At 58.2% G+C, this 19,198-nt stretch carries 14 protein-coding genes; 9 read left to right on the top strand and 5 right to left on the bottom strand.

Going from position 1 to position 19,198, the window contains the following annotated elements; all coding sequences use genetic code 11:
* The first annotated feature begins 59 nt into the window (after positions 1-59).
* The 4 genes from P8A25_RS10485 to P8A25_RS10470 all read left to right on the top strand — a co-directional run bounded on the left by P8A25_RS10485 (position 60) and on the right by P8A25_RS10470 (position 4,121).
* A complete protein-coding gene (locus P8A25_RS10485) occupies positions 60-1,685 on the top strand; it encodes an ABC transporter permease (protein ID WP_102721028.1) in 1,626 nt (541 codons plus the stop codon).
* A gap of 13 nt (positions 1,686-1,698) precedes the next feature.
* Positions 1,699-2,565, top strand: coding sequence for an RDD family protein (locus P8A25_RS10480; RefSeq protein WP_215443829.1), 867 nt, complete (start codon positions 1,699-1,701; stop codon positions 2,563-2,565).
* Positions 2,566-2,632: 67 nt separating this feature from the next.
* Entirely contained in the window at positions 2,633-3,412 is a 780-nt protein-coding gene (gene lpxA, locus P8A25_RS10475) for an acyl-ACP--UDP-N-acetylglucosamine O-acyltransferase (protein WP_102727233.1), read from the top strand.
* Positions 3,413-3,416: 4 nt separating this feature from the next.
* Complete coding sequence (locus P8A25_RS10470) at positions 3,417-4,121, top strand: HAD-IA family hydrolase (protein WP_215443831.1); 705 nt, start codon at positions 3,417-3,419, stop codon at positions 4,119-4,121.
* A gap of 176 nt (positions 4,122-4,297) precedes the next feature.
* Here P8A25_RS10470 and P8A25_RS10465 read toward each other — a convergent pair whose 3' ends face one another.
* A complete protein-coding gene (locus P8A25_RS10465; RefSeq protein ID WP_102721024.1) occupies positions 4,298-5,551 on the bottom strand; it encodes a DNA recombination protein RmuC in 1,254 nt (417 codons plus the stop codon).
* 16 nt (positions 5,552-5,567) lie between these two features.
* Positions 5,568-8,102 (bottom strand): transglycosylase domain-containing protein, encoded by a 2,535-nt coding sequence (locus tag P8A25_RS10460; protein ID WP_215443832.1) that lies wholly within the window; start codon positions 8,100-8,102, stop codon positions 5,568-5,570.
* Positions 8,103-8,477: 375 nt separating this feature from the next.
* On the opposite strand from P8A25_RS10460, the gene P8A25_RS10455 reads away from it, so the two are divergent.
* Positions 8,478-9,398 carry a S1C family serine protease gene (locus P8A25_RS10455; protein WP_180973635.1) on the top strand — a complete coding sequence of 307 codons (921 nt, stop codon included), beginning with the start codon at positions 8,478-8,480 and terminating at the stop codon, positions 9,396-9,398.
* Between the two features lie 2 nt (positions 9,399-9,400).
* On the top strand, positions 9,401-10,567 hold the full coding sequence (locus P8A25_RS10450) for a PDZ domain-containing protein (protein WP_180971141.1): 1,167 nt from the start codon (positions 9,401-9,403) through the stop codon (positions 10,565-10,567).
* A 379-nt stretch (positions 10,568-10,946) separates the two neighbouring features.
* Here P8A25_RS10450 and P8A25_RS10445 read toward each other — a convergent pair whose 3' ends face one another.
* The 3 genes from P8A25_RS10445 to P8A25_RS10435 form a co-directional block, all read right to left on the bottom strand.
* Positions 10,947-11,759, bottom strand: coding sequence for a hypothetical protein (locus tag P8A25_RS10445; RefSeq protein ID WP_022395928.1), 813 nt, complete (start codon positions 11,757-11,759; stop codon positions 10,947-10,949).
* An 849-nt stretch (positions 11,760-12,608) separates the two neighbouring features.
* The gene (locus P8A25_RS10440; protein WP_102721021.1) at positions 12,609-12,968 is read right to left on the bottom strand and encodes a hypothetical protein; all 360 of its coding nucleotides are present in this window, start codon (positions 12,966-12,968) and stop codon (positions 12,609-12,611) included.
* A 227-nt stretch (positions 12,969-13,195) separates the two neighbouring features.
* Positions 13,196-16,183 carry a hypothetical protein gene (locus P8A25_RS10435; protein ID WP_404838693.1) on the bottom strand — a complete coding sequence of 996 codons (2,988 nt, stop codon included), beginning with the start codon at positions 16,181-16,183 and terminating at the stop codon, positions 13,196-13,198.
* A 241-nt stretch (positions 16,184-16,424) separates the two neighbouring features.
* Between P8A25_RS10435 and P8A25_RS10430 the strand changes: the two genes are divergently transcribed.
* From P8A25_RS10430 to P8A25_RS10420, 3 genes are all read left to right on the top strand, one after another.
* Positions 16,425-17,513: a hypothetical protein gene (locus P8A25_RS10430; RefSeq protein WP_404838692.1), complete on the top strand. Its 1,089-nt coding sequence runs from the start codon at positions 16,425-16,427 to the stop codon at positions 17,511-17,513.
* Positions 17,510-18,292 carry a phosphate ABC transporter ATP-binding protein PstB gene (gene pstB, locus P8A25_RS10425; RefSeq protein ID WP_215443249.1) on the top strand — a complete coding sequence of 261 codons (783 nt, stop codon included), beginning with the start codon at positions 17,510-17,512 and terminating at the stop codon, positions 18,290-18,292. Before P8A25_RS10430 ends, pstB begins: the two co-directional genes overlap by 4 nt.
* Before the next feature lie 185 nt (positions 18,293-18,477).
* Complete coding sequence (locus P8A25_RS10420; RefSeq protein WP_180970978.1) at positions 18,478-19,125, top strand: PhoU domain-containing protein; 648 nt, start codon at positions 18,478-18,480, stop codon at positions 19,123-19,125.
* Positions 19,126-19,198 lie beyond the last annotated feature (73 nt).

Below are 19,198 nucleotides of genomic sequence, written 5' to 3'. Positions count from 1 at the left end.
GGAACATGTTTTAAGCTTGGAAAGGGGGCCGCTATCAGGCAAGGTGTGCCGCGTTATTCATGAAGAACCTATTGAGCCGGTACATCAGCCTGAGCCTGGCGCTGCGGTATTTGAACCCGCTGCGGACTTTCTTTTCCATCATTACCCTGATCTGCCTGCTGGGCGTATCGCTGGGGGTGATGGTGCTTATCGTCGTGCTGTCCGTCATGGGCGGCCTCCAGAAGGAAATCCAGGGGAACCTGTTTGCGCACTCCCCGCACGTCCAGGTGTGCTACCGGAATGACTTCGGCGTGAGGGAGGTGATTCCGGACTGGATGGAATTGAGCGAGAAGCTCAAGCACGTTCCCGGAGTCCAGTCCACGTATGCCCTGATAGAAGACTACGCGCTGGTAGACGTGCAGGGACGGCAGAGGCCCTGCTTTTTCCGGGCCATCGATACGGAAAACGCCGCCCAGCTGGAAGATTTGAAGCACCTGGTGGTGGCCGGCAATGCGGAGCTGGACATGGGGGAAAAGGCTGTGGTTTCCTCCATCGTGGCGGAGAACATGGGGCTGAACGTGGGGGATGTGGTCCGGGTGTACACTACCCGCAATTTCCAGGAAATTTCCCACGCCTACCAGCAGACGGAACTGCCGATGCTGGCGGAAAAGAACGCCCGGGAACTCAATGATTTGAAGGAGTGGGGCAAGTCCCTGAAAAGGGAGGGAGAGCGTGAAACGGCCGGCAAGGCCTCCGTGGACAAGGTATTCACCCTGCTCAACGGGCTGCTGTCCGTCCCCCGCAGGGATGCGGAGCGCTCCAGCCTGATGGATTTGCTTGCCGTGCTGAATGACGGGGAAGCCGTGGACAACGGCAGGGTGGCCTTCCCGGAAGGCACGCGGAAGGAATGGGAAACCATTCTGGGCGGCTTCAAGGCGGGGCAGAGGAATGAGGCGGACATGGAATGCTTCCGCAAGATCAGGGAGCTGGTCATGCCGAAGGATCTGGAGGTGATCGGCATTTACCGGGCCTCCCAGCATACGCCCAGCCCGGATCTCTTCATTCCGCTGGTCATCGGCCAGGAATTGCTGGGTTATGAGGATGACGTGGTGCAGGCCGTGGCCCTGCGCGTGAACGACCCCTACCATGTGGAAACGATGCTGTCCCCCGTGATGCAGGCTCTGGAAAAGGAAAAGCCCTCTTCCGCGTGGACGCTGGAAACCTGGCATGACCGCTTTAACGCGTGGTTTGAACTCATGCAGAAGGAGCGCATGATGATGAGCTTTGTGCTGTCCTTCATCTCCCTGATTTCCGCCTTCTGCATTATGGCGGTGATGTTTACCGTTTCCATCCAGAGGAAAAAGGAAATCGCCGTGATGAAGGCCCTGGGCGCCACGCCGTTCCAGGTGGTGCGCGTCTTCTTGTGGCAGGGGGTCATCATCGGCTTTGTGGGAGCTCTCCTGGGCGTGGGCCTGGGACTGCTGGTGCTGGAATACCGCATGCAGATCCAGGGCTTTCTGGCGGGAATAGGCTTTGACCCGTTCCCCGTGGCTTTCCACGGCACGGCGAACATTCCGGTGGTGATTGACTGGGCGGAGCTGGCGTGGCAGGCGGTGAAAGCCTTCGTCATGGTCGTGGTGGCCTCCATCATTCCGGCCCTGATCACGGCGCGCCAGGACCCGGCCCGCTCCCTGCGCAGCATGTAACAGGAAACCGCCCATGGATATTTACTGGATTCAGGATCATGAAAAAAAGGGCCCCCTGCCGGAGGTGGAGGTAATCTCCATGCTGGAGGCTGGCCTCATTCCGGAAACCGCCCGGGCGTGGCATGCCGGATGCGCGGAATGGGTGCGCATCCATGACCTGCCGGCGCTGAAGGAAATGTTCGCCGTTCGCAAGGAAGAGGAAGAACGGCGTAATGTGGAGGAAGATGTGCCGGAGGATGAAGCGGCGCAAGATGCCGCCGCCGGCACCACGGACGCGGATTCCCTGCCGGAAGAAGAGGAAACGGCTGTGGAGGAAGGCACGCCTCTGGTAGTTCCCTACCCGTACGTCCGTTTTCTGGGAAGAATGGCGGACGTGATGATGCACATGACGCTGTATCTGGTCGTGCTCAGGATCTTCGGCCTGGCCTTCAGCCCCGATTTTCTTCCCGGTTCCTATGAAGCCCTCCTTTACCTCTGTCTCCCGATGGTGCTCATTGAAACCGCCTTTCTGGGAACGCTGGGCACCACTCCGGGGAAAGCCATGCTGGGCGTCTCCGTCAGGGACTACCGGGGGAAGCGCCTTTCCTTCTCCACGGCGTTCCGGCGCTCCCTGTTCGTCATGGTGCTGGGGCTGGGCTGCTTTGCCCCCTCCCTGATGCTGCTGGCCCTGTTCTTTTCCTGGTGGTGGGTGCGCCGCTTCGGCTTCACTCCCTGGGACAGGAAGCTGGGCACCACGGACGTGCTGAACGACTCACTCACCCTCCGCAAGGTGGTGATGACGCTGGTGCTTGTCATCCTGTGCCTCCAGGTCATGTACGTGCTGCTGATTCCCTGGCTGCCGGAAATGGAGGCGTACATGGGCGCCTCCGGGCAAATGTGACAAAAAGACCGGCCGCGCGGGATTTAGCCTTTTAATCACCTGAATTTGTTTCATACTCGTCCCAGCCATGCCAGAAATACACCCAACGGCAGTAGTGCATCCTACTGCGGAGATCGCGGATGATGTTAAAATCGGTCCCTTTTGCGTTGTCGGAGAACATGTAAAGCTGGGCCCGGGCTGCGTGCTGCACAGCCATGTGGTCATTGAAGGACCTTCCTCCTTCGGAAGCGGCAACGAATTTTTTCCGTTTTCCGTCCTCGGCCTGAAAAGCCAGGATTTGAAATACAAGGGGGAACCGACCTATCTGGAAGTGGGGGACAACAACGTCTTCCGTGAAAACGCCACCATCAACCGGGCTACGGACATCGGCGGCACGACGCGGATAGGGAATAACAACCTCTTCCTGGTTTCCTGCCACGCCGGGCATGACTGCCAGATCGGCAATCATGTGATTTTCTCCGGCTTCGCCACTGCCGCCGGCCACGTTACGGTGGGGGATTACGCCATTCTGGCGGGATGCTGCGCCGTGCACCAATTCGTCAGCATCGGGGAGCACTCCATGGTGGGCGCGATGGCCCGCGTGAGCCAGGACGTGCTGCCGTACACCATTGTGGAAGGCCATCCGGCCGTGACGCGCTCCGTCAACTCCATCGGCATGCAGAGGCGCGGATTTTCCGAGGAAGACCTGCGGGCCGTACGCATGTGCTACAAAAAGCTTTTCGTCAACAAGAAGCTGACCGTTCATGAAGCGCTGGAAGAGCTCCGGAACTCGGACTACGCGGAAAATGCCTGTCTGAAAAGAATCGTCAAGTTCGTGGAAACTTCCGAACGGGGCTTCTGCCACTGAGGCCATGAAAACAGGTTTTGTCTTTGACCTGGACGGAACGCTGGTGGACTCCATTCCCGGCATCGCCCGCGGCCTGAACCTGGCCTTGAAGTCCCTGGGGTATCCGGAGCACTCCGTGAATGCCATCCGGGGAATGGTGGGCAGGGGCGCGCGGGAACTCTGCCTGGCTTCCCTGAAAGGCTGTTTCAACGGAGAAGTGCCGGAGGAAGCCTTTGAAGCGGTGCACCGGGGATTCATGCGGGAATACCCCCATACCTGGCAGGACGGCACGGTGCCGTACCCAGGCATCCGTGAAATGCTGCTGGAACTGGCCGCTGCAGGCCACCCCCTGGGCGTTCTGTCCAACAAGCCTCATGTGGTCACGGGACCGCTGGTGCGCCATATCCTGCCAGAGGTGCCCTTCCGGGAGGTGATGGGCTTTTCCGAACGCTTTCCGCGCAAGCCGGAGCCTGATTCCCTGCTGTCCATCGTCCGTTCCTGGGGAATGGAGCCGGAGCAGGTGTGCATGGTGGGGGATTCAGCCCACGACGGCAACACGGCCGTGAACGCCGGAACGCGGCTTGTTCTGGTAGGGTGGGGCTACAGTTCCCGCGCCGCGCTGGACGCCTTCCGTGTGCCGGTGTGCGCCTCTGTAACGGAACTGTCCGCCCGGCTGCGGGATGAAGACAGCCTGCCGTTTCCCGTTTCCGCCCACAGGACGATCCCTTGAATATCCTGGAGCGCCCCGTGGCCTGCGGCATCCAAAACAATGAGGGAGTCGCGAACACGCTTTTTTGAACACCAGCGCATCCTGCGGATGCAAAGTAATTCAGTGGACGCAAGGGCTGGCGGCATTCCCGGCCCGGAACCGGACGCGGGCATGGCTGCCGTGTTGCTGCTGCGCGTTTAGGACGGAATGTCCGGAATGTCTGCGGATTTGGCCTGCACGGTGATGTCTTCCAGAGAACCGGGCAGGTCCTTGGTGGAAGTGACGCCCAGATTCTTCAACTTCTGCGCCCGGGGAATGAATCGGTGCTCAAAGGAGGAAACGGTCTTGTTATACTGGGTCACTGCCTGGTTCAGGCTCTTGCCCAGGGAGGAAAAATGGCCGGTGAGGATGGAGCAGGTATTGAACAGGTCCGCCCCCGCTTCCGAGATTTTCTTGGCATTGTCTGCCAGTTGCTCCTGCTTCCAGCCGTAGGCGACGGCTTTCAGCAGGGCGATCAGGGTGGAGGGCGTGGAAAGGATCACCTTGTTCTCCGCGCCGAATTCAATCAGGGAGGGGTCCGCTTCCAGGGCCGCCTGGAAAAAAGCTTCCCCCGGCAGGAACATGATGACGAATTCGGGGCACGGGGAAAACTGGGCAAAATAATTCTTGGCGCTCAGCTGCTGCAAATGCCTCTTTACGTCCGCGGCGTGGCGGGACATCCACTGGCTGCGCTCCTCCAGCCTGTCCGTCTGCCCGGCATTCAGGTAGGAGGACATGGGGGCCTTCGCGTCAATGATGATGGAACGGCCTCCCGGCAGGTGGATGACCATGTCCGGGCGCACCCGGTCCTCTTCCCTGGAACGGGTCTCCTGCGTCGTGAAATCACAGTATTCCACCATTCCGGCCAGCTCCACCACGCGGCGCAGTTGGAGTTCCCCCCACTGGCCGCGCGAGCTGTTGTGGTGCAGGGCCTGGGAAAGCCTGGCGGTCTCATTCTTCAGGGCTTCATTCCCGGAAAGGATGTAGCGGATTTGCGTTTTCAGGTCCGTATAGGCGCCCACGCGCTCCTTTTCCATCTCTCCCAGCCGGGACTGCACGAGTTTCAGTGACTCGCTCACCGGCTTCAGCATGGACTCAATGGCTTGTTTGCGGGATTCCAGGTCATGGTTGGCCTGCTGGCGCTGGCTTTGCAGCCGCGTTTCCGCCAGGTTCAGGAATTGTTTTTCCGAATTCCGGAGGACTTCCGCGCTGATGCCGGCGAAGGAATCCTTCAGCACCTCTTCCGCCCGGTGGAGCATCTGTGTTCTGTCCTCCGCCCGTTCCTGCCAGGAACGGGATTCCGCTTCAAGCCGGACGGAGCGGTCCCGGTAGCGCAGCAGCAGAATCAGCAGCGCCACGCAGGCGGCCAGCAGCAGAAGGGTCAGAAACCAGGGAATCAGGGGAGAAGTCATAAGAAAGGTAAGGCAATCAGATGGGGGTGGCGTAGGGGATGGCGTCCGTTTCTTCTACGGGTTCGGCCAGGGGAATATTGTCGTCACTGCCGTCCAGCGGCTCCGCATAGGGAATATTCTCTTCCGTATCCGGTTCCGCCATGGGGATGTGCTTTTCACACATCCTGGTGGGGGCCTGGTAGCCGGCGGAGGTTTCAAAATACGCCGTCTTGGCATACTGGCAGCCGGAATGGGCCAGCTGGTTGGACTCCCGGCAGACGAGCACGGCCTGTCCTTCCGAACCGGGCCGCGTGCGGATGGCGTTGGCGGGGTAGCCCTCCTTCTGGGCGGCCAGCATGATGTCCACCCATACGGGAAGGGCCAGCGTGCCGCCGTAGCCTTTCTCCAGAATCTTGGTGGAGGAGTCAAACCCCACCCATACGCTGCACGTGAGATTGGAAGTATATCCGGCAAACCACGCGTTCGTGTAATTGTTCGTGGTCCCGGTCTTGCCGCCGCAGGGGGACTTGAAGCCCAGCGCAGTGATCCTGCCCGCCGTGCCGCCGGGTTTGCAGACCTGCTGGAGGATGGAGGAGGTGATGTTGGCTGCCCGCTGGGAATACACGGTGCGCTTGCTCTTGGTGATGGCGAAGCGCGGCTGGCCCTGGGAATCTGTAATGTGGTCAATGATGTACGGAGTGGGGCGCACGCCGCCGTTGGCGAAGACGCTGTAGGCGCTGGCGATGTCCAGCGGGGAGGCCTCCCACGTGCCCAGGTAAAGGGCCGGGGTGCGGGAAATATTCCCGTGGAAGCCCGCCAGTTGGGCGGACTGGATGACGTTGGACAGCCCGGCCCGGTTGCCGATGCGCACGGACATGGTGTTGCGGGAAAGGATGAGGCCGAAGGAGGCCGGCTTCATGCCCCGGTACGTGCCGTCCGAATTGCGGGGGGACCAGTTGGCGGCTCCGCGTACCTCCCCGTAGGCGATCCGGTCGTCTGAAATGCGGGTGTCCGCGGAATTGCCCTGCTGGAAAAACGTGGCGTAAATGAACGGCTTGAACAGGGAGCCGGTCTGCCTTCTGGACTGGATGGCGCGGTTCAGCTTGGATTCCTCCGCATCCCGTCCGCCGACGACGGCGAGGAGGGCCCCCGTGGCGTTGTCCATGACTACGGCGGCGGATTGGATGTAATTGGGCATGGGAGGCTGCATTCCCTCCTTCCGTTCCGCGGGCAGCGCCTTCCAGGCGGCCAGGGCTGCTTCATATTCTGCCTTGGTGGTCAGCTTGTTCTTCAGGATTCCCTTCTTCTCACGTTTGGCTTGCAGGGACGCCAGGTGCTTCTTGAAATCCTTGCGCGCTTCCAGCGCTTCCATATGCTTGTTGATGGCGTCCAGCGTGGCGTTCTGCAAATCCAGGTCCAGCGTGGTGTGGACCACCAGACCGCCCAGGCGGATGTCTTCTTCTTCCAGAATGGCGTCCAGTTCCCGGCGCACAAGGTCCATGGCGTAATTCTCCTCCGACCGGGACTGGGGAGTCCGGGTGACGATGGGTTCCGCCAGGGCCGCCTGATACTGCACCTCCGTGATCTTGCCCTCGTTTTTCAACAGTCCCAGGACGATGTCGCGCACTTTTTTGGCTTCCTCCGGGTGTTTGATGGGGGAAAAATCATTCGGGCCGTAAATGATGCCGGCCAGCGTGGCGCATTCCGCCAGGGACAGGTCGCGGGGCTCCTTGTCATAATACCCGCGCGCCGCCGCCGCAATTCCCAGGAAAGTGTGTCCCCAGAAAATGCGGTTGATGTAGGTCTCCAGAATCTCATCCTTCGTGTAGGTGGCTTCAATGCGCTTTGCCAGAGCCACCTCCGTCAGCTTGGAATGCAGGTTGCGCTCCCGGTGGTTGTAAGTGATCTTGGCGAGCTGCATGGTCAGCGTGGAAGCTCCCTGCGTGGCCCTCTTGTGCTTGAGCACCTGTGCGAAGGCGCGGCCCACGCCTATCCAGTCCACGCCGCCGTGGTCGTAAAAGCGGTTGTCCTCACGCAGAATCAGGGCGTCGATGAAAATGGGGGGGACTTCCCGGAGGGACACCCGCTTGCGGTTTTCCCCGTGCAGGGTGCCGATGGTCCGGTTCTTGCGGTCCAGAATCACCGTGCGTTCCGGAATGTTGCTCTTGACCTCGGAAATGTCATAGCGGTTGGAAATGGTTCCGTAAAGGAACACCAGGATGGAACCGATTACAATGCCGACGAAGCAGCACCCCAGCAGGATGCGCAGGGGCCAGCTGATGAACCAGCGGATATTCCGCGTCAGGGAGCCGATGAAGCGGAACGGCATCAGCAGGACAAACAGCAGGGCGCCGAAAATCGTGAAGCGCGGCTTGCGCGGCCTTCCTGCGCGTGCGGAACGGGATTCTCCTTCCGCTTCAGGGTAGTCCTCATACTCCTCCTGCGGAGCCGGACGGGCAGCGCGCCGCGGGCGCGGGGGCGGTGTGTCATGCCGGGAAGAACCGCTGCGGGAATTTCTTGTTCTGCGGGTGGGGCCGGGAATGACTGCCGGACCGGGATCTTCCTGCGGCAAACCGGGATAGGACGGACGGGGCGCAGGCCTTTTTTTACGTTCCGTTTGGGGACGGGAAGCCGCCTCACCGTCCTGGATGCGTTCCCGCCAGGAGCCGGCATTTCGTTTCCGTGATTTGTCGTTTAAACCCATCCGTGAGGAAATTTTATCATAAACAACCGGAATGGTCTAAGCAAAAGATGGAGCGTCATGTCGCAATCCTTAGACAAATTCGTACCGGTTTGAACGTTTATATGGTAGGATATGTCCTATCATTCGATTATCGATAATTTCATGATATCAGCATTCAGGATGACGAGTTTTTATTACTTGGTCGTTGGGGGGCTTGTGTCCCTGTTGTTAGGAGGAATGAGTCTTGCGGGGAATGTCTCTTCCATGGCGGACTTGCAGAAGCATGTGCATCAGGTGGCTTCCAGGGTCACGGCTGCTACGGTAGCGCTGGTTTCCGACGGGGGGGAGACGGGCAGCGGCGTGATTGTCACTCCGCAGGGGCTCATCCTGACGGCGGCCCACGTGGTGGGCGGCGATGAAATCATGCGCGTGGTCTTTGCCGACGGGCGCGTGGTCAAGGGCCGCGTGCTGGGGGCCAACTTTACGCGGGACGCCGCCATGGTGCAGATCATGGACGGCGGAAACTATCCCCATGTGGAACTGGGGGAATCCGACGGGCTGCATGTGGGGGACTTTGTGGTGGCCCTGGGCCATTCCAAGGGCTTTGACCCGGAACGCCGCGCGCCCATCCGCATGGGAAGGCTGTGCACGGACGGAAAACAGCGTTTTCTCATCTCGGAATGCACGCTCATCGGCGGGGATTCCGGCGGCCCTCTCTTTGACCTGTCCGGCAAACTGGTGGGCATTCATTCCTCCATCGGCCCCATGTTGAAAATCAACAACCATGTCCCCGTCTCCGTATTCCGGAAGGACTGGGACAAGCTTCTTTCCGGGCGGCACTGGGGCCAGCTTGGACTTCATCCCATGGCTGACCCGGAATCCCCCGTATTGGGATTTGCCATGATGGACGTGCTGGGCGTGGACGGAGTGGTAGTGGAAGACGTGGTGGTCAACTCTCCGGCGGATACCGCGGGCATCAAGCCGGGGGATGTCATCACCCACATGGACAGCCGCAGCCTCCGTTCCGTGCGGGACATGCTCCGTGAGCTGGGCAGGCACCGTCCCGGGGAAACCGTTCCGGTGGTAGTGGTGAGGAAAGGTACGGCCTACAAGGCGGATCTTACATTCGGCAGGCGCGGCGATCTGATGTCCGGCCTGAAATACCAGGAACAAACTCAAGGATGATCATGAAATACTTATGGGCGGCATTCGCGGCGGCTTCCGCGTGTGCCCAGGAAATAGCGTCCCCGCTCCCTCCGGACCAGATGATAGCCCCGGAGGACAAAATCGTGCTGGATAGCCAGGCCAAGGAAATCTTCCGGGAATGGGACAAGGTGGCTGTACCTGTGGGGCAGTCCGTGGTGGCGCTGGTGGCCGGCAATACCCAGGTGGCCCTGGGAACGGTGGTGGGGAAAGGGAAAGTGCTTACCAAGTTGAGCGACCTTCAGAAGGAACGGCGGCCGGTCATGCTGGTGGACTCTTCCGGACGGGTGTATGACGCCAAGGTGCTCTTTGCCCTGCCGGAACACGATCTGCTGATGATGGACGTCCCGGGGCTTCCCGCTCCCCCCATTGACCTGAACTCCTACGTGCAGGCGCAGGAAGGGGACGTGATTGCGGCCGTGTCCCCCACGGGGCATGTCAGTGACTTCGGGGTTGTTTCCGTGGCGCAGCGCAGCCTGCGGGCGGACGACCAACCTTACCTGGGCATCGTTTCCGATCCCCGCTGGGACGGGGAGGGAGTCATGATCGGCGGCGTGGAGGCTGGAAGCGGAGCGCACCGCAGCGGTTTGCTGGCCGGCGATGTGCTGATGAAGCTGAATGGGAAGCCGGTGGACGGCATGTACTCCATCCGTGCCGCCATGGTCGGGGTGCGCCCCGGTGAGACGGTTCCCGTGGAAGTGAAGCGCCGGGACCAGGTGGTTGAAGGGAAGCTCCTCACGGGCCCCAGGCCCAAAGTGATGAAATTCCCCCAGAAGCGCCTGGACATGATGAACTCCATGGGCAACCGGATGAGCCTGAAGCGGGACGAATTCCCGCTGGTCATCCAGTCGGACATGACGTTGTTCCCGGAACGCGCCGGATGCCCGGTCATTGACGTTAACGGAAAATTTGTGGGGCTGGCCCTGAGCCGCGCCGGACGTACGGAAACCTACATTCTCCCCTCCTGGATATGCCGGGAACTGGTGGAAGGGGTGCTTCCGCAGGTGCAGCAGTACCAGGCCGGCCGCGGAGAAAACATTCCGGATGCCCAGCCTGTGGACGACTCCTATGACGCACGGCGCTTGGAGGAAAACCGCCGCAAGGTGGAGGACAAGATGAGCCGCCAGGGACTGGTGCCGAAGGTCTATTAAGCTCGGTTGGTTTCCGGGAGGTGAAGAGATGAACTGCCCGGGAGCCTGGAGTATTCGAGGCATCTTCGTGCTCTTCATGCCGTCCGGTTTTGGCCGGGAGGAACTTTCTGCCTTACCTGCTGTTTTTACTTCCTTCTCTTGTGGGAATCGTGTCGTTGTTGTCCCGGAGGAATGGGCTGCCGCATGAGGAAACTAAATGGCGGCGGCAATTTCTCCTGCCGGGAAAACGCGGAGCATTTTATTCACCGGGAATGGCGGCAGGATGGGATGATGGCGTAAAAAAACGGGCATTACTGCCCGTTTTTCCGAATAAACCGGATTGGTTTCCGGCTCTTGAATATCTTTCGCCCCCGTATTGCCGGAGGCTGAGGGGGAAAACTTACTTGCCCGAAGAGGCTGCCACCGGTTTTTCCTTGAAAATCATCAGCTCCGTTAGAACGACGGTGCGTCCGGTGGAATCCGGGGAAATGATCATCACTACTTTCCGCCCGGGGTAGGTGGTCAGCATCATGCCCCTGTCCTTCACCTTCACGACTTTGCCGTTCTTCAAACGAGTCATGTACGTCAAATTGGCGGCAGTGGTGCGGGAAACGTTGCTGTCCGTAGAGTCCTTGCCGAAAATGTAAATGGACTTGCTGGGCAATTCAATGGCGCTCTTTTCTCCCGCGGGGGGCTTGGGAAGCTCCAGAGTGAAGGTGCGCCCGGTCAGATTCTGAATGTAAACGCAATTAAGCGGAAGTTCCGCTTCATTGATAAAATCCAGGGTAAACTCTCCGCTGCTGTTCTTGCCTACCAGCGCCAGGGTTTTGGGGCCAAGGTCGGTCGGAAGGGGCTTGCTGACAAGCTTGTTGGTCGGCATCCCCTTCTGGTCCAGGCCACCGAACAGGGTAATAATCTTGCTCCTGGGATAAACGCTGCGGCGTCCGGGAAGGGCGGCGCGGATTTCCACTTTCTCCAGCCTTTTGGAATCAATGGGCATGTAAATGGGAGAGGGGAGGGGCATGGGCGTCTTAAGGACAAACCGGATGCCGTTGACGGCGGCGGGGGAGAGGGACTTGTCCACGGTATCAGCCGCCGGGGCGTTCGTTTCCGGTTTAGCCGGCTCCGGCTTGGAAGGAGTGCGGGTCTGTCCATGGACGAAAGAAACGCTTCCGAGAAGGCAGGTAAAGGCGAGGATGGGTAAAATGCGCATATATTCGGGGGAGTGAAAAATAAAAGGGGGCTTTTGGCCGGCGCATGGACCCTTGACGGACAGTCTTGCGGGAGAGAATGCAGCAGGCTGAATCCATCGGGGCGTGCAACAGGGTACGGACGCAAGCCTTGATGGACTTTATATCCCTTGTGAAGTACAGGAATGAGGAAGGCCGTGCAAGCTCAAAGTAGGGATGTTGAAGATAAAAAATAGAAAATTCCAGCGGTAATTGGCCCCCTTTTTCTGCCGGGAAAGCCTGCGGATTCAGCATTTCTGTTACGCATGACCTCATCTGCACAGGGTAAAATAGTATCTGAATGAATAAAATGGCTTATGTGCAGGTACATGGAGTAATGATGAAAAACAAGTTATGTGACATCTCCACAGGAAAATAATTGCATTTAAAGGATAGGAAGCCTTGGTTATTCGCCTTGGCCGGGTAAGATGCGTTTTGTGGGAAGGGCCCTCTTGGCGGAAAAAGTGAGATAAAGACATCTGCGGAGGAAAAGCATTTGACTGGGGCGGAACTTCGGCATCCTGTGCAATGTTCCGTGATATTTATCCGCAGGAATTTTACGATAAAATCATCAATCGCAAACTATGTGTAAGTGGCCGGAATATGCTTGATATAGGCACGGAAACAGGAGCATATGAAACTGCTTGCTGAAATTGCTCCTGCTGAATTTGACATATTGCATGAAGTGGCTGTTGCTGAGCTTAAAAAATAAGTGGTGGATAACGTTTATAGAAGCGGGTTAATGACGTCCCTATGGAATGTGGGCTGTACCTTGTCTTTGGCTCTTTTAAATAACGGCAAGGAGAGTAAAATAATATCCGCTTTACAACTTTTCACTTTTTCGCCTTCGGGAAAAGCCTGAAAATTCGTTCGTTGAGGTCTTCCCCATCGAGCAAAAATGCAGAAGTCTCTGCACTGGTCTGTCTGTCGCGATGGATTTCGTGAAAAAGCCGTTCCCGCTTCACATAAAAACTGCTCTGGAATGCAGTGGAATAATTCTCATGCCGGGGGTGGTTACATGGAATGATAGAAACCCTCTTTCGGAGGTTCGGGATAAAAGATGCAGGCCCCCGCGGCTTGAAATCCGCAAAGGCCCATTTTGCCAGGATTTCAGAAGGCCTGTTTTCTTTAATTGGCTGCCTTGTAAGTTCCGCGAACAAAAGACGTTCTTTCTCTTTCTGGATAGTAAACATGTCAGCAGGCCGGCCTCGTACTTGCAGATTTATATTTTTCGTAATTCTCAAATGGAGGCTCACTTAAAAAATATGCGTCTATAATTGCAACACCCCCTATCACCCCTCTAAACCTTATAACCCCTATCTTGCCTTCCCTCCCTCCCCGGAAGCGCAAAAAGAGCCGCTCCCCGTGGATGGGAAGCGGCGCTGGCCGGGAAGAAGAAAAAAACTCTCTCTCTCTTTTATTACACCTCCTCGGGAGACAGCCAGCGGAAGGAGACGATGTTGAACTTCCTCCCGAATGCCTTGTTCACCGCGCTCAGCTCCGTCTCCTCCAGCGCTCCGCTCTTCATGTTGATCTTCTTGACCGGCGTCTCCGGGCTGTCCACCGGGTCCACGTAGTTGATCCCTCTCTGCACCACCGCCTCGCACCACGCCCGCGACAGCACCACACCCTCGCGGTTGGTCAGCTCCCCGTAGGCCCGGATCGTAAACGTGTCGTCGCGCGTCGTTAAAATATTGCCCAGCACCGCCAGCACGTCGGACTGGATCAGGTAGCCGGGAGCCGCCGTGTACACCGATCCCTTGGCCGCGTCCTGGTTCGGGTACCCTCCCTTGGGCGTGATGACCATGTCGGAGAGTTCGTCAAAGGTGCTGTTGATGGAGCTTTCGTCGATGGCCGCCTGAAGCGCCCCCTTCACCCCCATCTCCCCGCTCTGCAGGCGGCGGTTGACGAAGTCGGACATGTTCAGGAAGGGACCCCTCTTCTTGACCTCCTGGACCATGTTCCGGGCCAGGGACTTGATCTGCGAGTCGCTGAGCGTTCTGAGGTCGGACCACGCCATGGCCTCCCCGTCCGGGATGCCCTGGGTTACGCCCACCGAGCCGTAGTCGTCCACGTGGGACTTGTCGCTGCTGGCCACCCCGAAGCGGGAGAAGGCCGTCTGGCTGTTGTTGAGCACGGAGGGAGTCCCGCTCCGGGAGTAGAGGAGCTTGCGCTTTTTGAGCCCAAGCAGGGTGGCTTCCCAGGCGCGCTGGGAGGTGGAGTTGACGTTGAAGCCCCCGGCCACGGTGAGGTACTTGGAGGCGTGCTTGTAGCCTTCGTCGGTCTTGGAGAGTTCTTCGACGACGGCCTCGGAGGGCTTGCCCTGGAGGTCGGGCACGAAGCGCCTGTTGGCAATGCCGGCGGCCCTGTTGGAGGAGGCGTCCGTGGAGAAGGCCTGTTGAAGCACGGTTTTAAGTTCCTCCCTGCCCGTGCCTCCGATGCTGGAGGGGCGCGCGGCCAGGGAGGAGGCGAACCAGGAGTCCCAGAGGGCGTCGTTGACCATCAGGCCGTGGTCCCAGAAGTCGCCCAGGGAGGCGTCTCCCATGATTTCATTGTGAGAGAAGACCTTGTCGGGCGGGAGCATGGGGTCGGCAAAGGCGTTGCCGATCCCCACGCCCGGCACGCCGGACTGGTAGGCGAAGCGCTTGGCGACGGCCGCCTTGGAGTCGCTCCTGTACCATCCCGGGGTGAGGCGGCAGCCTGCGAAGCCGGCGAGGCTGGAGGGCTGCTGGAAGGGGAGTTCCGCGGCCACGATCTTGTTGACCTGCTCGGCGCCCGGTCCGCCGAAGGGGGAGAGCCTGGTGCCGTCGTTGGAGAGGATGTTGGAGATGGTGATGGGGAAGAAGTCGCTGTTGGCGTTTTTGACTTCAAACTGGTAGGGGCTGTAGAGGCGTCCGAGCTCAGAGGCGGTGGGCATCTGCCCACCCCAGAAGAGAGGGCTGGAGTGCTGCCATGTCTTGGCGCGGTAGTCCTTGCCTTCCGGGTAGGCTCCGATCACCGGGGGCTTGCCCCATTTGACCGATACCCCGTAGTAGGCGATGAAAAGAGCGTCCGGATCCGCCTCGCCATAATAGCCCTGCCTTTCCTTGTTCTCTTCCGGTCCGGTATTGTTTTTCCACATGTCCGCCGGGAATTTGATGTTTTCAAGCAGAGGTTTTTCCCACGCGCCCCAGTTCAGGTTCAGCACGGCGGGCATCGTCTTGGAGAAGATGGCGGGGTCTGCCGTATTGGCGCCGTTCAGCTTGGTGGGTTGTCCCATCTGCTCCGCTCTCATGAGACCGGCCCCCATCGTGAAGGTTCCCAGCTTTTTGGAACCGGCTCCGAATTCGTCCGTATATTTATGGCTGAGGATGTGGTCGGAGGGTGTCCGGTCGGCGGTCGTGCCGGACCAGCCTTTCAGGTCGTCATCATTCTGGGCGAAAATGGCGGAGGCCATGAACGGGTCTCCGTCCAGGTACTTGTTGCCGTCAAAATTCTGGTATTTCAGGCCGGAGTACATGTTGACGGAGTAGCCTGTGGTCTGGGCGGAATCCAGGGACCAGCCTTCCTTCATGGCAAAGTTATCCGTTTTAATGTCAATACCATTATCTTTGGACCGGTAGACGGAGTTGCCGTGGAAGGGGTTGGACACGTCATCAATCAGGGGAATAGGCTGAGCGAAAATGACGATTTCTCCGGCTTTCAGGGTAGAAGGATTACCCTTGTTGGTTGAGCCGTCCGACTGGTAGGTGACTTTGTCACGGAAGGACGCGCCGAAGTCCGCCACCTGGCGGTCGTTTTTGTTTATGGCATTTTGAACGTAGGGAGTCAGGGGATGTTCCGTATAGTTGCCCATGGCCCCCACACCGCCGCCGTTTTTGATGTTGTGGGAGAACATCAGGGGCATGAAGCGGTGTTCGCCGAAGTAGGCCCCCCATACTTCTCCATTGGCCCCCTGGAATTTCATGTCTACGTTGTATGGGTTCCACCATACATAGACGGGAATGACGGAGAAGGCCAGATTGATGAATCCGCCATTTACGGAGGGATTCTGGCCGTTTGTTCCTCCGGATCTGGCGTACTGGACGCCGACGAAGGAGTAGAAGCGCAGCAGAATAGGATGGCGCATGTACGTGTAGCGGTTGTCCATCATTTCCATGTTCGCTGTGGCGTCAGACGCAATCAATGTGCTGGGGGAGGTCCCGTTCCACTGCAATGTGGCGGAAGCGTCCTGGCCTTCCCTCTTCGTGGAGGAGTCCCACACGTTGGCCCACAGGAAGAGCTGGTTCCAGGAGGCAATGGGCCGGTTCTGCTCGGTCGGGCTGCCGTCCTCGGACGTATACGGCCGGAGACCGATGTCTGCGGTGTCGCTACGGAATTCCTCAGGCAGCTTTTCTTGAGAGAATATGATATTCAGGTCTTTTTTCAATCCACCGAATTTAGAATCCGTTTACTTTTAATTGACTATAAAACTAAATGAGTGTGAATGCAAAAACACTTTTGGTCTTTTCTTTTTAGAGATACGTTTTTACTTGCAAAACGAGAACTATTTTTCTTGCCCGGAAAGAACTATTTTGTATGTTGATATGACGTGCCGGAAAACCTATTGGCAGCAGCTTTGCGTCTCCCAGTTTTTATAAAATATTTTAATAATTTTCAGGAAAATTACGATGAAAAGAACAATTCCGCAAACCCAAAGATTTAAACATATAAGCAAGGGTTTTGCCCTGATTGCCACCATCACCCTGATGATGCTCCTGGCCCTCCTCAGCGTTGGCCTTCTTACCATTGCATCTTCACAGGTCCGCATTTCCGAAAAACAGCTCTTTGCCGCGGAGGCCAAATCCCTCGCCAGGTTTTCCCTCGAAGTGGCCCTCGGACAGCTCCAGTGTGAGCTGGGGCCCGACCAGCGCGTTTCCGCCAACTCGGGCATCCTTTCCTCCGGCGCCAGCGAAGGCAACGCCCCGTACATCCTGGGCGTCTGGAACAGCTGGGACACCTGGCTCAACAAGACTAACTCCCAGGGCATGAACATTTCTTCCACCTACGATACGGGAAGAAAGTCCATGTTCCGCCGCTGGCTCATTTCCGATCCGGACCTGCGCAGGCTCAGCACGCTGGAAGCGGGCAAAAGCCTGCTGGGCAAACGTTCCCTTACCAACCAGAATTTCCGCAGTGTCGCCTTGGTGGACCATGGCACAGTAGGAACGCCCGTAGGCGCCAAGAACCAAGACAAAAAGGAAATCTACGCCCGTATGGTGCGTGTGGACGATTCATCCAAAACCATTGGCCTTAAAAGAAATTCCAGCGTGCGCAAATACATTGCGTGGTGGGTAACGGGAGAAAACCAGAAGGCGCGCATCAACCTGATGCCGCATGCCTCGGAAGAAAGCACGGATGCCCTGACGGTGATGCGCTCCACGTGGGACACGCCCGGTCCTGATTTGGAGCCCCTCAACCTTTCTTCCATGATGGCATCGAGTTCCGGAAACGACATGTCCACAGTCAGAAAACTCATCTCCCTTGATACGATACTGGCTAACAGTAAAAACGGCCGGCTGAAAGACTTGGGAGAGGTGTACCATGACATCTCCCTGGTTTCTTCCAGTCTGCTGACGGATTCTAAATCCGCTGCGTGTTTTTCTTTTTCTCAAAAAGCCAGGTTAAGAAATTGTCACAAACCCGTAGTAGACCTGGAGCTTCGTTTTTGGGATACCATGCGGTCAACGGCGCAGGACGCGCCATTTGACCGAACATGACTCCGCATCCAGCCGCCGCCGACCAGACCGCCGTAGAGGTGGATTCCCTGGATTTTTGTTATGGGAGCAAGCAATCCCTGTTCCATGTCACCATGAAGGTTCCCAGGAACCGGGTGACGGCGTTCATCGGCCCTTCCGGATGTGGAAAGTCCACGCTGCTGCGCTGCATCAACCGGATGAATGACCGCATTCCGGAGGCCCGCGTCACGGGCGGCTCCATCCGCATTGACGGGGTGGACGTGACTTCCCCGTCCCTGGACCCCATCCATTTGCGCCGGGAGGTGGGGATGGTTTTCCAGAAGTCCAATCCCTTCCCGATGTCTATTTATGAGAACGTTTCCTACGGGTTGAAGCTGGCGGGGGTAAGGAACCGCGGCATTCTGGATGAAGCGGTGGAGGAAAGCCTGAGGCATGCCGCCTTATGGGATGAAGTGAAGGACCGCCTGCATGCTTCCGCCAACGGCCTTTCCGGGGGACAGCAGCAGCGCCTGTGCATCGCCCGTTCCATTGCCGTGAAGCCTCGCATCCTGCTGATGGACGAACCTTGTTCCGCCCTGGACCCCATTGCCACAGTGCGGGTGGAAGAGCTGATGCACCGGCTCAAGGAGGAGTTCACCATCATCGTGGTTACCCACAACATGCAGCAGGCCACCCGCGTTTCCGACCTGACCGGTTTTTTCATGCTGGGAAGACTGGTGGAGTTTGATTCCACGGAGAAGATTTTTTCCAATCCTTCCATGAAAGAAACGGAGGATTATATCACGGGAAGATTCAGTTAACAGAGAGTTGTTTATGGTTTTTTCAAAGTTTACTTCCAGAAAGGGAGCCGGGCATTTTTCCCTTTCCTCCGGCGTTGTACGGAGGCTGGCCGCATCCTCCGCCAAAAGGAACAGCCTGCGCCGCCAGCACATTTTTTACCATGCCGGCAAAAGCGCCGCCAGTCATCAAGCCAATATTCCTAATCATGAATCACGACGCGCACACCCTGAGGGAGTTTGACGCAGCCCTTTCCTCCCTGAATACGCATTTGCTCCAGATGGCCTACAAGGCGCAGAGCGCCCTTGACCTGGCTGCCGCCGGGCTGCTGCAGCAGAATGAATCCGCCTCCAACCAGGCCATTGCGGAGGATGAGGAGCTGGATGAGCTGGAAATGACGGTGGACCGGGAAGGCCTGCATCTGCTGGCTTTTTTCAGTCCCGTAGCCTCCGATCTCAAGGTGGTGCTGGCTTCCATACGCATGTCTTCCATGTATGAACGGATCGGGGATGAGGCCGTGACGATCGCCAAGAGGGCCAACAAGCTTAACAAGCGCCCCCGCATCCGGGAGGCCGCCCAGGCGGACCCCGTTTACCGGGAGATGGCGGAGCAGTTCAGAGCGGTGAACAAGGCCGTCTCCTCCTGGGACGGGAAGGCTCTGGCGGAGCTGGTTCCCGCGCTGGAGACGCTGGCGGAGCATGCGGCGGCCATGACGGATACGTTCACGCGCCTGCCGGAACAGTATCAGGACAATCTGATTTCCGTGGCGGACCTGATTTTTGTGGGCCGTTCCATGGAACGCATGGCGGAAGGCCTGCAAAAGGTGGTGGCGGAAGCCCTTTATGCGGCGTCTTGACAGCGCACGCCTGAAAAGCTGAAAGACGGGGTTCCGGAGTTTGGCGCGCCGGAACATTTCCTGCCTTTCCCGC

The sequence above is a fragment of the Akkermansia sp. BCRC 18949 genome, assembly GCF_045011645.1.
Taxonomy (GTDB): domain Bacteria; phylum Verrucomicrobiota; class Verrucomicrobiia; order Verrucomicrobiales; family Akkermansiaceae; genus Akkermansia; species Akkermansia massiliensis.
Note: the sequence above shows the minus strand (reverse complement) of the source record. Positions and strands in the feature narration are given on the sequence as shown.

What these genes read in the sequence shown, in the direction of transcription:
- P8A25_RS10440 (WP_102721021.1), bottom strand. Translation starts at nt 12,968, where the DNA reads ATGTTTACTATCCAGAAAGAGAAAGAACGTCTTTTGTTCGCGGAACTT.
- P8A25_RS10430 (WP_404838692.1), top strand. Translation starts at nt 16,425, where the DNA reads ATGAAAAGAACAATTCCGCAAACCCAAAGATTTAAACATATAAGCAAG.
- P8A25_RS10465 (WP_102721024.1), bottom strand. Translation starts at nt 5,551, where the DNA reads ATGACTTCTCCCCTGATTCCCTGGTTTCTGACCCTTCTGCTGCTGGCC.
- P8A25_RS10445 (WP_022395928.1), bottom strand. Translation starts at nt 11,759, where the DNA reads ATGCGCATTTTACCCATCCTCGCCTTTACCTGCCTTCTCGGAAGCGTT.
- P8A25_RS10485 (WP_102721028.1), top strand. Translation starts at nt 60, where the DNA reads ATGAAGAACCTATTGAGCCGGTACATCAGCCTGAGCCTGGCGCTGCGG.
- P8A25_RS10480 (WP_215443829.1), top strand. Translation starts at nt 1,699, where the DNA reads ATGGATATTTACTGGATTCAGGATCATGAAAAAAAGGGCCCCCTGCCG.
- P8A25_RS10420 (WP_180970978.1), top strand. Translation starts at nt 18,478, where the DNA reads ATGAATCACGACGCGCACACCCTGAGGGAGTTTGACGCAGCCCTTTCC.
- pstB (WP_215443249.1), top strand. Translation starts at nt 17,510, where the DNA reads ATGACTCCGCATCCAGCCGCCGCCGACCAGACCGCCGTAGAGGTGGAT.
- lpxA (WP_102727233.1), top strand. Translation starts at nt 2,633, where the DNA reads ATGCCAGAAATACACCCAACGGCAGTAGTGCATCCTACTGCGGAGATC.
- P8A25_RS10470 (WP_215443831.1), top strand. Translation starts at nt 3,417, where the DNA reads ATGAAAACAGGTTTTGTCTTTGACCTGGACGGAACGCTGGTGGACTCC.
- P8A25_RS10455 (WP_180973635.1), top strand. Translation starts at nt 8,478, where the DNA reads ATGGCGGACTTGCAGAAGCATGTGCATCAGGTGGCTTCCAGGGTCACG.
- P8A25_RS10450 (WP_180971141.1), top strand. Translation starts at nt 9,401, where the DNA reads ATGAAATACTTATGGGCGGCATTCGCGGCGGCTTCCGCGTGTGCCCAG.